The organism is Streptomyces globisporus C-1027 (assembly GCF_000261345.2).
Lineage (GTDB): Bacteria > Actinomycetota > Actinomycetes > Streptomycetales > Streptomycetaceae > Streptomyces > Streptomyces pakalii.
On sequence record NZ_CP013738.1, the window covers coordinates 6,716,949 to 6,731,047 of the forward strand.

Below are 14,099 nucleotides of genomic sequence, written 5' to 3' on the forward strand. Positions count from 1 at the left end.
TCCTCCCCGATCCGCGCCCGCACCGCCTCCGGTGCCCGGGCGCGAGCCTGTGTGTTTCGCGCGGGGAACGTGAACATCCGTCAAGAACCGCTGTCCGATGCGTTGACACGGCTATGAGCTGTGTCACAGCATGAGCGCGACCAATACTTACCGGTCGGTAAGGTGTCCTCGGTGTGGAGGTCTTCGTGTCAGGTGCTGTTTCCAGAGTGCGCGGCCCGCTCGTCGCGGTCGCCGGGGCGGCCCTCGTCGCCCCCCTCGTCCTCGCCGGCCCGGCCCGGGCCGACGCCGCCCCGTACACCGTCACCCCGCTGACGTTCACCGTCGAGGCGGGCGACCGTACCTGCACGGTGGACGCCGATCTCTACCGGCCCGCCGGGGCCGACGCCGACAACCCGGCCCCCGCCGTCCTCGCCACCAACGGCTTCGGCGGCAGCAAGTCCGACGGCTCCACCGACGCCATCGGCAAGGCCTTCGCCGAACGCGGCTATGTCGGCCTCGTCTACTCCGGCCTCGGCTTCGGCAAGTCCGGCTGTCTGATCAGCCTCGACGACCCCGCCGTCGACGGGCAGGCGGCGAGCGAACTCCTCGACTTCCTCGGGGGAGTTCGCGCAGCCGACGACGGGACGAAGGCCGACTACGTCACCCGGGACGCCGACGGCGACCCGCGCGTCGGCATGATCGGCGGCTCCTACGGCGGCGCGATCCAGCTGGCTACCGCCGCCGTCGACCCCCGCGTCGACGCCCTCGTCCCCCTGATCACCTGGAACGACCTCGGCTACGCCCTCGCCCCCAACAACACCGGGGCGCGCACCGGTGTCACCTCCGACACCCCCGGCGTCTTCAAGTGGCAGTGGGCCAACGGCTTCTATCTGATCGGCGAAGGGCAGCCGCTTCTCAATCCGAGCCTGGACCCCTCCCGGATCAACCGTCTCGACTGCCTGCACTTCGCCACCCGCGCCTGCGATACGATCCGGCTGCTCAACTCCGGCCGCTACCCGGCCGACAAGGCGCAGGAGATGCTCGCGTACGCGCGCAGCGTCTCGCCCGTCTCCTACCTCGACCGGGTCAAGGCCCCCACCCTCATCGTCCAGGGCCAGGCCGACAGCCTCTTCAACCTCAACGAGGCCACCGCCACCTACCGGACGCTCAAGGCGCAGGGCACCGAGACCAAGATGATCTGGCAGTCCTGGGGGCACAGCGGCGGCCAGGTCCCCGGCGAACTCGACCTGAGCCAGGGCAACCTGGAGACCAGCCACGTCGGACAGCGGGTGCTGGCCTGGTTCGACCGCTACCTCCACAAGAACACGGGCGCCGACACCGGACCCGCTTTCTCCTACTACCGCGACTGGCAGAGCGGCTACGGCACCGCCGCCGGCGTCCCCGCCCTCTCGCAGTCCCTCTACCTCTCCGGCGACGGCAAACTCGTCGACAACCGCTCCAAGGTCGCGCGCGGCAGCCGCCAATACACCAACTGGCTCGTGCCCACCAGCCACTCCGAGAGCTCCATCGCCCCGCTGATCGGACTGCCCGACCCGAAGCCGTACGACACGAAGGGCACCTACCTCGGCTGGCGCAGCGAACCCCTCACCGCACCCCTCGACGTCGTCGGCGCGCCGAAGGCCACCCTCAAGGTCGTCTCGCCGAAGGCGGAGCGGGTCCAGAACAGCGGCGACGCCTCCGACAAGCTCGTCCTGTTCGCCAAGGTCTACGACGTCGCCCCCGACGGCAGCCGGAAGCTGGTGAACCGGCTCGTCTCCCCGGTGCGGGTCCCCGACGTCACCCGGCCCTTCACGGTCGAGCTGCCCGGCATCGTCCACCGGTACGAGAAGGGGCACCGCCTGGAGTTCGCGATCGCCGCCAGCGACACCGCGTACTTCGGCAACCGGGGCATCAAGCCCGTCACCGTCCTGCACGCCCCCGAGGACACCGGCGTACTGGAGCTCCCGGTGGTCCCGGCGGGCTGAGGCCCCCACCCGCCCGTTCACCCGAACGGCGCAACAGCACCGCCCCCCGGGCCCGGCAACCGCTCATGCTGGAACCCCGGGGGGCGGCCGCGTGCACGACGGCGGGCCGGACGGGTGAGCAACGAGCGGAAGGGCCGGACCATGAGCCCCAAGGACGTATCGAGCGACAGCGGGCGTGCCCAGGGGTGGCTCACTCCGGGGCGCATCGCGGTCGGCGTGGTAGTCGTGCTCGTCATCGTGTTCATCTGCGTGAACACCGACGACGTCACCATCCGGGTGCTGATCCCTGAGGTGACGATGCCGCTGTGGTCCGCGCTGGCCGCCATGTTCCTGATCGGGCTCGGCTGCGGCGGCTACCTCTTCCGCCGCCGGGGGAAGTGACGACGGGCTCACGACCGTTCCAGACTCCGCACGCTGTCGGCGACACCGCTTGAGGGGTGTGCGCCACCGCGGCGAGGATGATCCGCATGCGTACGATCGTGGTCCTCGACGCCCCGTCCAACCTCGGCCTGCGGCCTCCGGCTCCCGGGACCGTACCGGGCTGCTACAAGCTGGCCGGCGCGCTGCGCGAGCAACGGATCGTGGCCCGCCTCGGCGCACTCGAAGGCGGCGTCGTGGTGCCGCCGCGCTACGACCTCGGCCACTGGCAGGAGGGCGACGGGGTGTTCAACGCCGCCGCCATCGCCCGCTACACCCACACCCTCGCCGACCGCATCGAAGGGCACGTACGGGCCGGTGAGTTCGCCCTCGTCCTCGGCGGCGACTGCTCCATCCAGCTCGGCGCGGCCCTCGCCCTGCGCCGCATCGGCCGGTACGGTCTCGCCGCCGTCGACGGATCCGCCGACTTCCGGCACACCGGCAACAGCGACCGGATCGGCGCGGCGGGCGGCGAGGAGCTGGCCTTCGCCACCGGCCGGGGACAGGCGGACCTCAGTGACATCGAGGGGCTCGGCCCCTACCTCAAGGACGAGGATGTCCGCCTCTTCGGCATGCGCGACGAGGACGAGGACCAGGCCGAACTGGCCGCGCTGGAGATCCCCAACGCCACCGTCGGCCAGATCCGCGAGCGGGGAGCGGTCGAACTCGCGCGGGCCACCGTGGAGAGCCTGGAGACGCCCGCCCTCGACGGCTTCTGGGTCCACCTGGACGCCGATGTCCTGGACCCGAGCGTCATGCCCGCCGTCGACAGCCCGGACGACGGCGGCCTCCTCCCGGACGAACTCGCCCCGCTGCTGCGGACGCTGGTCTCCTCCCCGCGCTGCGTCGGGCTCAACGTCACCATCTACGACCCCGATCTCGACCCGGACGGCACGGCGGGCGCGCTGCTCGCCGACCTCGTCGTCGGCGCGCTGAAGGAGGCGTGAGAAGCCGGTCACCGGATGCGGGCGGCCTCCGAGTGTGCGCAAGTCTGACCGACGGGACTCTGGCCCACCCGGCCACCTGCGTGTTCCATGGTCACCGGGGGCGCCCGGACCTGCGGCGGCCCGTCGCGAGGGAACGAGGGTGCTTTGGCCACGACCGTACGACGTACCGTGCTGAACCTGCCCGCAGCGCCGCTCGGGCCGGAGAATCCGCTCCCGCCCCTGCGGACGCCCGCCCCGCCACCCGTGCTCGACCCCCGTGAACGCGCGGGCCTGCCCCGCGACATGGCCCGGCAACTGGGCCACCGGCCGCTGCGCACCCTCCTGCCCACCCGGCTGCTCGACGGCTACGGGCGCGAGCGCATCCCCGCCGATCTCGACGCCGTCGTCATCGAGAACGACCGGCTGCGCATCACCGTACTCCCCGGACTCGGCGGCCGGATCCACTCCCTGCACCACAAGCCCACCGGCCGCGAACTGCTCCACCGCAACCCGGTCCTCCAGCCCGCCGCCTTCGCCCTCAACGGGGCCTGGTTCTCCGGCGGGATCGAGTGGAACATCGGCGCCACCGGCCACACCACCCTGACCTGCGCACCTCTGCACGCCGCGCTGGTGCCCGCCCCCGACGGCGGGACGATGGTGCGGCTCTGGGAGTGGGAGCGGCTGCGCGACCTGCCCTTCCAGGTGGACCTCTGGCTCCCCGACGACTCCGACTTCCTGCACGTCGGCGTACGGATACGCAACCCGCACGAACAGAGCGCACCCGTCTACTGGTGGTCCAACATCGCCGTCCCCGAGACGCCGGACACCCGGGCCCTGGTCCCGGCCGACGAGGCCTGGCACTTCGGCTACGACCACACCCTCACCCGGGTCGCCGTCCCGGAGTCGGGCGGCCTCGACCACACCTATCCGCTGCGCTCCGAGTACCCCGCCGACCACTTCTACGAGCTGCCCGACGGCGCCCGGCGCTGGATCGCCGCGCTGGACGCGGACGGCCACGGGCTCGCCCAGACCTCCACGGACCTGCTGCGCGGCCGCAAGCTGTTCCGCTGGGGCCACGGGAAGGGCGGCCGCCGCTGGCAGGAGTGGCTGAACGGCCCCGAGGGAGGCGGCTACGCGGAGATCCAGGCCGGTCTCGCCCGCACCCAACTGGAACACGTCCCCCTCGAACCGGGCGCCGCGTTCAGCTGGCTGGAGTCCTACGGTCCGCTCTCCGCCGACCCGGCCGCCGTGCACGGCGGCGACTGGGCGGCCGCCACGGGGGAGGCCGCCGCACGGCTGGAGGAGGCCCTGCCGCGCGCGGCGGTGGAGGAGGCGTACGCGGCCTGGCTGCCGTACGCCGACACCGAACCGGGAGAGGTGCTCGCGACCGGGTCCGGCTGGGGCGCGCTGGAGGTGCTGAGGGGCGGACTCCGGCTGCCCGGAACCCCGTTCCCCACCGCCACCCTCGGTGAACAGCAGAAGCCCTGGCGGGAGTTGCTGGAGCACGGCATCCTGCCGAAGCCGGACCCGGAGGAACCGCCCTGCCCGACCCCGGTCTCACGGCCCTGGCGCGACATGCTGGAGACCGCCGACGCCGACCCGCACACCGAGTACCACCTCGGCATCGCGCAGTGGCACGCCGACGACCGGGCCCAGGCGGTCCGCAGCTGGGAACGCGGGCTGGAGAAGGGTCCCGTACCGAGCTGGCCCCTGCTGCGCTGCCTCGCCGTCGCCGCCGAGGAGAGCGGCAGGCCGGACCACGCCGCCGAGCTGTACGCCGAGGCCTTCGCGGACCTCGGTGCCCCGGGTACGAGGGACCTCGCCGCGTCGGAAGCGGGCGGGGCGCTCCTCGTCGCCCTGGCCCGCGAGACCGTCGAGGCGCACCTGTCCGCAGGCCGGCCCGGGGAGGCCCGGGCGCTGCTCGCGGGGCTGCCCGAGGCGGTACGGGAGCGCGGACGCTTCCGGCTGCTCCTGGCCCGGGCCCTGGTCGCCGAGGGCGACACGGGGGCGGCCCGCGCGATCTTCGACGCCGGATTCGAGGTCGCCGACCTGCGCGAAGGGGCCGGCATCCTCGGCGAGCTGTGGGCGCTGGTCAGTGACGAACCGCTGCCGGACGCCTACGACTTCCGCATGAGCCCGCCGGGGGCGTGAACAACGCGCCCGGGCGGCCGGTCGGCCGGTTCCGGTGATTCAGACGGTGACGTTGCGGTCCACGTACTCGAAGACCGAGCCGTCCGGGTGCAGCGCGATGAGGTTGCGGCCCGCCGGGGTCGGCACCGGCCCCGCGATGACCCGCGCGCCCGCCCGGGTCAGCGCCTCATTCGCCTCGTCGACGTCCTTGACGGCGATGGTCGCCCCCACCTTCCGCAGCACCTCCAGCTCCGACTCCGGCCCGCTCATCAGCAGGAAGCAGCCGATCGCGGCCACCGACACCCCACCGCGCTCGAAGCGCAGGGCCGACGTGCCGGTCAGCCCCTCGTAGAAGGCCACCGCGGCCTCCAGGTCGTCGACGCAGATACGCAGCGTGGTTCCGAGGATCTCCATGCGTACGAGGGTAGTTGGCCGCCGGGACCGGTGTGATCGATTCCGGGCCGGCCGGAGCCCCGCTTCACCTCACACCCGGCACAGCACCTCACCATGCGGGACCATGAACCAGCCGTCGCCCTCCACGCCCCAGGAGCGCCACGCCCCGGAGATCTCCGTGAGCTGCCCGGCGCTCGCATGGCCGCCCGCCACCGCCAGCTCGGCGTAGACCGAGTCCGTCGTACGGTCCGCCCACAGGCCGCTCCACCAGGCGCGGCTCTCCGGAGTGGCGAAACACCAGGCGGCGGCGGTCGGGGTGATGTCGGTGAACCCGGCCTGCCGCGCCCAGGAGAGGAGGCGGCGGCCGGCGTCGGGCTCGCCGCCGTTGCCACGCGCCACCCGCCCGTACACGTCCAGCCAGGTGTCGAGGCCGGGTGTCTCCGGATACCAGGTCATCGCCGCGTAGTCGCTGTCCCTGGCCGCGACCACACCGCCGGGCCGGCAGACCCGCCGCATCTCGCGCAGCGCCTGGACCGGGTCGCCCACGTGCTGGAGCACCTGGTGGGCGTGGACCACGTCGAAGGAGTCGTCGGGGAACTCCAGGGCGTGCACGTCGGCCACGGCGAACTCGACGTTCTCCAGGCCCCGTTCGTCCGCCACCGCGGCGGCCTGGCCCAGGATGTCGGTGGCGGCGTCCACCGCGGTCACCCGGCCCGGCGCGACCAGTGCGGCCAGATCGGCGGTGATGGTCCCGGGGCCGCAGCCGACGTCCAACACGGCCAGGCCGGGACGGAGTTCGTCGAGGAGATAGGCGGCCGAGTTGGCGGCGGTCCGCCAGCGGTGCGAGCGCAGGACGGACTCGTGATGGCCGTGCGTGTACACGGCGGTGTCCTTCGGCATGGCGTGACGCCCTCTCCCTTTCCCGGAAACCCGCGCCGAGGAGCGCGGCGACGGAACCACCGTACGCCGCAATGTCGGATCGTGAGATAGGCGTCTCGCTATACGGACTGGAGTCCTTGGCGTGTCAGACCGGCATCGGGCAGTAGACCGTCAGCGCCTCCGGCAGCTTGTCGATCATCAGTTCCGTTCCGGAGTGGGCCACTTCGCCGTCGTACGCGTACGAAGTCCCCGGCGCCAGTCCACCGATCCGGACCCGGCGCCGCCGCACCGCGGCGTGGACGGGGGAACGGGTCAGCGGACCCGCCACCGCCGCCGCCAGCAACCGCAGCGCCGGCCCGCGGCCGCCGTGGATGACCCGGACGTCCAGCAGCCCGTCGGCCAGGTTGTGGCGACGGCCCGGGTTGGGACCCACGCGCCGGAAGAGCCCGTTGCCGACGAAGACCAGCCACAACGGACGCCTGCGGCCCTGGAACTCGGCCTCCAGCGGGCGCTGGCCGCGCAGCACCTGGAACGCGGCGAGCACGCCCGCGGGCCAGCCGCCGATCCGCGGCGACCAGTGTTCCCGGGTGTTCACCAGTTCCGGGTACACCCCCAGCGAGAAGGCGTTGAGGAAGTAGCCGTCGGCTCCGTCCGGGCCCTTGGGTCCCGGCCGGAAGCGGCCGAGGTCCACCCGGATGGCATCGCCCGCCGTGAGCGCGGTGGCGGTGTCGTGGACGGTCTCGATGCCCAGGTCGTAGGCGAAGTGGTTGAGCGTGCCACCGGGGAAGACCGCCAGGGGCATCCCGTGCGTCGCGGCCACGGAGGCCGCCAGGTTCACCGTGCCGTCGCCCCCGCAGACGCCCAGGGCCCGGCCCTGGTCCGCCGCGTCGGCGAAGGCGGCCGGCAGATCGGCGGGTGCGACCTCCATGACGGTGGCCATCGGCAGCATGTCGCGCACCAGCGAGGCGGTCGCGGTGGCCGTGCCCGACTCCCGGTTCACGACGACGACGAGGCCCTGGCCCGCGGGCAGCGCGGGGGCCTCGCCGGGCGGGCGGCCGGGAGCGGGCAGCTGGCCCCGGGTGGGGACGACCCCGCGCAGGGCGAACGCGGCTCCTATGCCCAGCGCCGCGCCCGCGAGTACATCGCTCGGATAGTGCACCCCGGTGTAGACGCGGGAGGCCGCCACGGCCGCCGCGACCGGGGCCACGACCGCGCCCCAGCCCTTGGACTCCAGGGCCACCCCGGTGGCGAAGGCGGCCGCCGACGCCGCGTGGCCGGAGGGGAAGGAGGTGGTGACCGGCTGCCGCTTGAGCTGCCGCATCACCGGCACCGCGTCCAGGATCGGCCGGTCACGGCGCACCGCGCCCTTGCCGACCGTGTTGATCGCCGCCGAGGCCACGGCGAGGGACGCCACCCCGCGCAGCGCGGCCCGGCGCGACCGCGCGCTGCTGCCGAGGACGGCGATCCCGGCCGCCGTCCCGAACCAGAGCAGCCCGTGGTTGGCGCTCCGGCTCAGCCGGGGCAGCAGCGGATCGGCCCCCGGCCAGTGCCGGTCCGCGACGCTCCGGAAGACGGCCAGGTCGCGCCCCTGCAGCCAGCCGCGCATCCGGGCGACGGCGGGGGCGGAGGAAGCGGTGGGTGAGGTTCGCGGTGTTGCCATGGGTCAGCGAATACCCGCCGGGGCCACGCTGAACCAGCAGGCGCGCTGAGACTCCGGCCACGCGCCACCACCGACCGGCGGAACGGCCGACGCGGTGACGCCCCCGGCGCGGGCGCGCGATTGGGCGGGCGGGCCGTCCGGAACCTCCGTATAAAGAAGCCAAGGAAGCCAAGGAAGCCGAAGAAGCCGAAGAAGCCGAAGAAGCCGAAGAAGCCGAAGAAGCCGGAGACCGTCTGCCCGGGCACCCGGACCCCGGGCACGGGGCGAGTCGGCGAGCGGCGAAGGAGGCCCGGATGCAGGGGACCGAGGACGCCGGCCCGGCGGGGGAGCGGGCCGCTGCGCCGGACGCGGCTCGGGGGCCTGAGGGCGTTGCGCCCGGGCAGGATCCGGCCGGCGGGCAGGACGCAGCCCGCGCCCCGGGTGACCTGGCCCACCGGCCCGGTCACCCGGCCGCCGCCCGCCCGCACGAGGATCACGGCCCCGTCCGGTACGGGCCGCCCGCCCCCGACCCTGGGCTGCCCGTCCTTCCCGAGCTGGCCGCCGTGCTCGCCGCCGCCTCGGCCCGGACCCGGCCCGAGCCTCCCGGCGGCGGGCCGGTCCTGCGGGAGGCGGCCCGGCGCTACTGGGACCGGCGGGGGCTGCACGGCACGGCGGGCGGGATCGCCGCCGCCCCCGGGGCCCAGCCGCTCCTGCTGGCCCTCATCGGCGCACACGGCGGCGACGTCCTCATGCCGCGCCCCTGCCCCGCCGCCTGGATGCCGCAGGCCCGGCTGCTGGGCCGCCCCGCCTACCACGTGCCCACCCCGGCCGAATGCGGCGGCATCCCCGACCCGTACGCCCTGCTGGAGACCGTCCGCCGGGTCCGTGCGGAGGGCGGGCGGCCGAAACTGCTGCTGCTGTCCGTCGTGGACGACCCCACCGCCACCGTCGCCCCGCCCGAGCTGGTACGTGAGGCGTGCGAGGCGGCCGTCGACGAGGGACTGCACATCATCAGCGACGAGACCTGGCGCGACACCGTGCACCGCCCGCGCGACACCGTCCTGCTCAGCCCGGCCGAGATGTGCCCGGACGATGTCACGGTGATCGCCGACCTGTCCGGAGCCCTCGCACCCGCCGCCTGGCCGGTCGCCGTCGCCCGCTTCCCCGACACCCCCCGCGCCGCCGTCCGGCACGCCCGCACCCTGGACATCCTCACCGCACTCGGCGCCCTCGTCGCCGGTCCGGTCGCCCACGCCGCCGCGCACGCCCTGGGCGAGCCCGACTCCGTACGCGACCGGATCCTGCGGGCCGCCGCGCTCCAGACCGAGGTCGCCGCAGCCGCCCACCGCGCGGTCCTCGGCTCCGGCGCGCTGGCCCGCCCCCCGCAGGCGGGCCGCCACCTCTACGCCGACCTCGGCCCGCTCCGCTCCCGGCTGGCGGGCCTGGGCGTCACGGACTCCATGGAGCTGGAGGAGTACCTCACCGACCGGCTCGGCGCACCGGCCCCGGGCGGACACCGCTTCGGGGACGAGCTCGGCGCCCTGCGCGTACGCCTGGGCACGGGTCCCCTGCTGGGGGCCACGCCGCAGCAGCAGACGGAGTCCCTCGCCGCGGCGAAGCCTCTGGAGCTCCCGCACGTTGCACAGGCCCTGGACGGCTTCGCGGCGGTCTTCGCCGAACTGCGCTGACTACGGCTGCGCTGCGTACGGCTGCGCTGCGTACGGCCGCGCCGAGTACGGCTATGGGTCACGGCCGCCGAGGACGGCTACGAGGACGCGGGCCCGAACCGCGCCCGCAGCCTCCGCCACACCGCCGGTGCCCCGCTGATCAGCAGCGTCAGGGCGACCGCCGCGACCACCCCCTGCCACGGCTCCGGGAACAGCGAACCGCCCAGGATCCCGATCAGCTGGTACGTCGCCGCCCACGCCAGGCACGCCGGAACATCGCCCCGGGCGAACTGCCGCAGAGGCATCCGGCCCAGCAGACACGCCAGCATCACCGGGATCCGCCCGGCCGGCACCAGCCGGGACAGCACCAGCACGGTTCCGCCGTGCTCCGCCAGCTTCTCCTGCGCCTGGGCCAGCCGCTCCGGCGCGGCCCGGCGGGTTATCGCCGCCAGCCACTTCGAGCCGTGATTCGACCGCACCCCGCGCTGCCCCAGCCAGTACAGGCAGATGTCCCCGAGGAACGCGGCGGACGACGCCACCAGGAACACGAAGAGCAGCGCGAGCGGTGACGTCTGGTGGAAGGCCACCACCGCAGCCGAACTCACCAGAGCCCCCGTCGGCACCACGGGCACCAGAGACCCCAGCGACACCAGGGCGAACAGCGTCGGATAGCCGACCGCCTGCTGGGTCGACTCGGTGGGCAGCTCCCGCACCACCTGTTGGATCTCCTGGATCACCGGCCGGCCTCCGGTCTGACCCGCTCGCCGTGCCCCAGCAGATGCACGGCCACCTCCGGCGCCTGCTTCGCCGCATGCCGGACGAACTCGTCGCCCGGTGCGTGGAACTCGTGCGGCCGCACCGCGTCCAGGCCGATCGGCCAGTACGTCCCGTAGTGCACCGGCACCGCCGACCGGGGCGCGAGCCGGGTCAGCGCCTCGGCGGCCCGGACCGGGTCCAGATGGCTGTGCCCCAGATAGGGCCCCCACCCGCCGACCGGCAGCAGCGCCACGTCCACGGGACCCACCTCGTCGGCCATCGCGTCGAAGAGCCCGGTGTCCCCGGCGAAGTACGTCCGGGCCTCGCCCTCGACGACATAGCCGAGCGCGGGCGACCGGTGCGGTCCGACCGGCAGCCGCCGCCCGTCGTGCAGCGCGGGGACCGCCCGTACCCGCACCTCGCCGATCCGCACCGTGTCACCCGGCCGCACCTCGGTGATGCGCAGCTGCCGCACCCGCCGCAACATCCGCAGCCCCGGTACGGCCGCCACCGCGCCGCTCGGCACGATCAGCCGGCTGCCGGGGGCGAGGCGGGCCAGCGACGGCAGATGGAGATGGTCCGAGTGCAGATGGGATACCAGCACCACCTCGGCGACCGCGGCCTCCGGCGGCGGCACCTCGCCCCGGCGGCGGCGCAGATGCGCGAAGCGCCGTACGAACAGGGGGTCGGTCAGCACCCGCACCCCCGAGTCCTCGATCGTGCAGGTGGCATGACCCCACCAGGTGACCTCCACCGGCCCGTCCGCCTCCTCGCTCGATCCCCGTCCGGTTCCTGCCCGGCTCCGGTCGGTCCTCATCCTGCCCCCGTCCGGTCCTCGTCCGATCCCCGCGCCCCGGTGTACCGCCCGCGTGGCCCGTGACCGGGTGCGCTGCCGGTACGAGCCTATGCGCCCCCCGTACCGTCGCGCCGGGCCCTGGTCCTGTCGCCGAAGCCGCTGACCGGGAGCGACCCTGTGAAAAGCTGAAGGGCGGGCCCCGGACGCACCGGGCCCGGGGGCGGAGAGGGCGTGAGGTGGACCGGCGTGGGTGACGGGAAGTGGCGTACGGCGGGCAGGACCCTGATGCGCGTGATCGCGGTCTGGGCCGTGTCGACCGTCACCCTGCTCGTGCTGGCCGGCGCCCTGCCCGACTTCCAGCTCCAGTCCGACGACGGCGACACGATCACCAGGACGGCGTTCACCGCGGCCTGGGGCGCGGGCGCGTTCGGCCTGCTCTCCGCCCTGGTGTGGCCCGTCCTCGTCCGGGCCCTGCTCATCGTGCCCGCCTTGGTCCTCGGCGCACTGGTCTTCTTCCTCAACGGTTCGCTGCTGCTGATAGCGCTGCGCCTGATCCCGGACGGGCGCGGTGACGCCGCGCCGGAGACCGCGGTCGTCGTCGCCGCCGTGATGTCCGCCGTCGCCTCCGCCACCTCCACCGCCCTCGCCGTCCGCGACGACGAGGCCTACCGCCGCCGGCTGTCCCGGCTCGCCGACCGGCGGCGCAGACGCGGCAGATCGCCGGATCCGGCCGAGCCCGGCCGCGACGGGCCGCCCGGCACGGTCTTCCTCCAGCTCGACGGCGTCGGCCACGACGTCCTGGTCAAGGCGGCGGCCGCCGGTCTCATGCCGACCGTCGCCCGATGGCTCGCCGACTCCTCCGGACACCGCCTCACCCCGTGGCGTACCGACTGGTCCAGCCAGACCGGCGCCAGCCAGCTCGCCATCCTGCACGGCAGCAACCACGACGTGCCCGCGTTCCGCTGGTACGAGAAGGAGACCCGCACCGTCATGGTCTCCAGCCGCCCCGCGAGCGCCCTCGAAATGCAGCGGCGGGCCGTCCGGCGCACCCACGACGGCGGGCTCCTCACCGTCGACGGGGCGAGCCGCGGCAACCTCTTCAGCGGCGGCGCGGGCCAGCTCGCCCTGGTGCTCTCCATGGCCGCCCGGCGCGGCAAGGGCCGCCGCTCGCGCGCCGGATACTTCGCCTACTTCTCCGACCCGGCCAACGCCACCCGTACCGCCCTCTCCTTCGTCGCCGAGGTCCTCCGCGAGATCGGCCAGTCGACCCGGGCCCGCGCCCGGAAGGTCACCCCCCGGATCAAGCGTGGCGGGCTCTACCCCTTCATCCGCGCCTTCGCCACCGTCGTGGAGCGCGACGTGGTCGTCGCCGCCGTCCTCGGCGACATGTTCGCCGGACGCACCGCCGTCTACGCCGACCTCGTCGCCTACGACGAGGTCGCCCACCACTCAGGACCCCACAGCCGCGATGCCGAGAAGGTCCTCGTACGGCTCGACCGCTCCCTCGCCCTGATCGCCAAGATCGCCGACCACACCCCGCGCGCCTACCGGATCGTGCTCCTCTCCGACCACGGCCAGAGCCCCGGGGAGACCTTCGCGGGGAAGTACGGGCTCACGCTCAAGGACCTCGTCCGGGCGGGCTGCGGGCTGCCCGTGCCCCGCCGGGCCCAGCGCACCCGCAGCGCCTCCGAGGCCCGCGACGCGGTGCGCATCGCGCTGCACCGGCCCGTCGAGGGGCAGCAGGACGAGCACCCGGCCAAGCTCTCCGACCCGATCGTGCTGGCCTCCGGCAACCTCGGTCTCATCTCCTTCCCCGACATCGAGGGCCGCGCCTCCCGCGAACACATCGAGCGCCGCCACCCGGCGCTGCTCTCCACGCTCGCCAACCACCCGGGGATCGGCTTCCTCCTCGTCGGCGGGGAGGACGGCTCCGTGGTCCTCGGGCACGGCGGCGCCGAGGTCCCGGTCGCCGAACTGACGGACGGCGAGGGTCCGCTCGCGGGCTTCGACATCGGGGCGGCCGACGCCGTACGCCGTACGGACACCTTCCCGCACGTCGCCGACGTCATGGTCAACTCCATGTACGACCCCGGCACCGGGACCGTGCACGCCTTCGAGGAGCAGATCGGCTCGCACGGAGGCCTCGGCGGCGAACAGTCCCGGCCCTTCCTGCTCTGGCCGCGCGGACTCACGGACCCCCTCGACATCGTGGCCGCCGAGACCGCGGAAGGCGCGCCTCCGCCGCCGGGCGGCGGTCTGGTGGGCGCCGAAACGGTCCACCGGGTGCTCACCCGCTGGCTTCAGGAGTCCTCGGGCCCCCAGGTCCCGGTGCGCGCGGAGGGCTTCGCAGGGGCGGACCGGGCGGACGAGCCGTTCCCGGCGGACACTCCGGTCCCGGAGAAGAACTCGACGCCGCCGGGGACTCCCGCGCCGACGGGGACTCCCGCGACGACGGAGGCTCCTGTGCCGGACAGGCCGGATACGAGGGCCTGACCGAGCGCTCGCGCCTCCGCCCCGCCGGCCGCTCGCCCC

11 protein-coding genes are annotated in these 14,099 nt (G+C 74.2%); 6 read left to right on the forward strand and 5 right to left on the reverse strand.

Annotated features, from left to right (window positions below; genetic code table 11):
* Positions 1-206 precede the first annotated feature (206 nt).
* From WQO_RS29650 to WQO_RS29665, 4 genes are all read left to right on the forward strand, one after another.
* Entirely contained in the window at positions 207-1,964 is a 1,758-nt protein-coding gene (locus WQO_RS29650; RefSeq protein ID WP_058954144.1) for a CocE/NonD family hydrolase, read from the forward strand.
* Positions 1,965-2,105: 141 nt separating this feature from the next.
* A complete protein-coding gene (locus WQO_RS29655) occupies positions 2,106-2,345 on the forward strand; it encodes a LapA family protein (RefSeq protein ID WP_010058330.1) in 240 nt (79 codons plus the stop codon).
* An 86-nt stretch (positions 2,346-2,431) separates the two neighbouring features.
* A complete protein-coding gene (locus WQO_RS29660) occupies positions 2,432-3,328 on the forward strand; it encodes an arginase family protein (protein WP_010058328.1) in 897 nt (298 codons plus the stop codon).
* A gap of 144 nt (positions 3,329-3,472) precedes the next feature.
* On the forward strand, positions 3,473-5,458 hold the full coding sequence (locus WQO_RS29665; protein ID WP_058954145.1) for a DUF5107 domain-containing protein: 1,986 nt from the start codon (positions 3,473-3,475) through the stop codon (positions 5,456-5,458).
* A gap of 39 nt (positions 5,459-5,497) precedes the next feature.
* Here WQO_RS29665 and WQO_RS29670 read toward each other — a convergent pair whose 3' ends face one another.
* The 3 genes from WQO_RS29670 to WQO_RS29680 all read right to left on the reverse strand — a co-directional run bounded on the left by WQO_RS29670 (position 5,498) and on the right by WQO_RS29680 (position 8,369).
* Complete coding sequence (locus tag WQO_RS29670; protein WP_003965046.1) at positions 5,498-5,851, reverse strand: VOC family protein; 354 nt, start codon at positions 5,849-5,851, stop codon at positions 5,498-5,500.
* Between the two features lie 69 nt (positions 5,852-5,920).
* The gene (locus tag WQO_RS29675; protein WP_010058323.1) at positions 5,921-6,730 is read right to left on the reverse strand and encodes a methyltransferase domain-containing protein; all 810 of its coding nucleotides are present in this window, start codon (positions 6,728-6,730) and stop codon (positions 5,921-5,923) included.
* 124 nt (positions 6,731-6,854) lie between these two features.
* The gene (locus WQO_RS29680) at positions 6,855-8,369 is read right to left on the reverse strand and encodes a bifunctional phosphatase PAP2/diacylglycerol kinase family protein (protein ID WP_029182077.1); all 1,515 of its coding nucleotides are present in this window, start codon (positions 8,367-8,369) and stop codon (positions 6,855-6,857) included.
* 293 nt (positions 8,370-8,662) lie between these two features.
* Here WQO_RS29680 and WQO_RS29685 point away from each other — a divergent pair, with 293 nt between their 5' ends.
* Positions 8,663-10,036, forward strand: coding sequence for an aminotransferase class I/II-fold pyridoxal phosphate-dependent enzyme (locus WQO_RS29685; RefSeq protein WP_029182076.1), 1,374 nt, complete (start codon positions 8,663-8,665; stop codon positions 10,034-10,036).
* Positions 10,037-10,113: 77 nt separating this feature from the next.
* Here the strand turns inward: WQO_RS29685 and WQO_RS29690 are convergent, their stop codons facing one another.
* On the reverse strand, positions 10,114-10,752 hold the full coding sequence (locus WQO_RS29690; RefSeq protein ID WP_010058318.1) for a DedA family protein: 639 nt from the start codon (positions 10,750-10,752) through the stop codon (positions 10,114-10,116).
* Entirely contained in the window at positions 10,749-11,525 is a 777-nt protein-coding gene (locus WQO_RS29695; RefSeq protein ID WP_010058316.1) for an MBL fold metallo-hydrolase, read from the reverse strand. The genes WQO_RS29690 and WQO_RS29695 overlap by 4 nt, the downstream gene beginning before the upstream one ends.
* 288 nt (positions 11,526-11,813) lie before the next feature.
* On the opposite strand from WQO_RS29695, the gene WQO_RS29700 reads away from it, so the two are divergent.
* Positions 11,814-14,060, forward strand: coding sequence for a phage holin family protein (locus WQO_RS29700; protein ID WP_010058314.1), 2,247 nt, complete (start codon positions 11,814-11,816; stop codon positions 14,058-14,060).
* Positions 14,061-14,099: the final 39 nt, after the last annotated feature.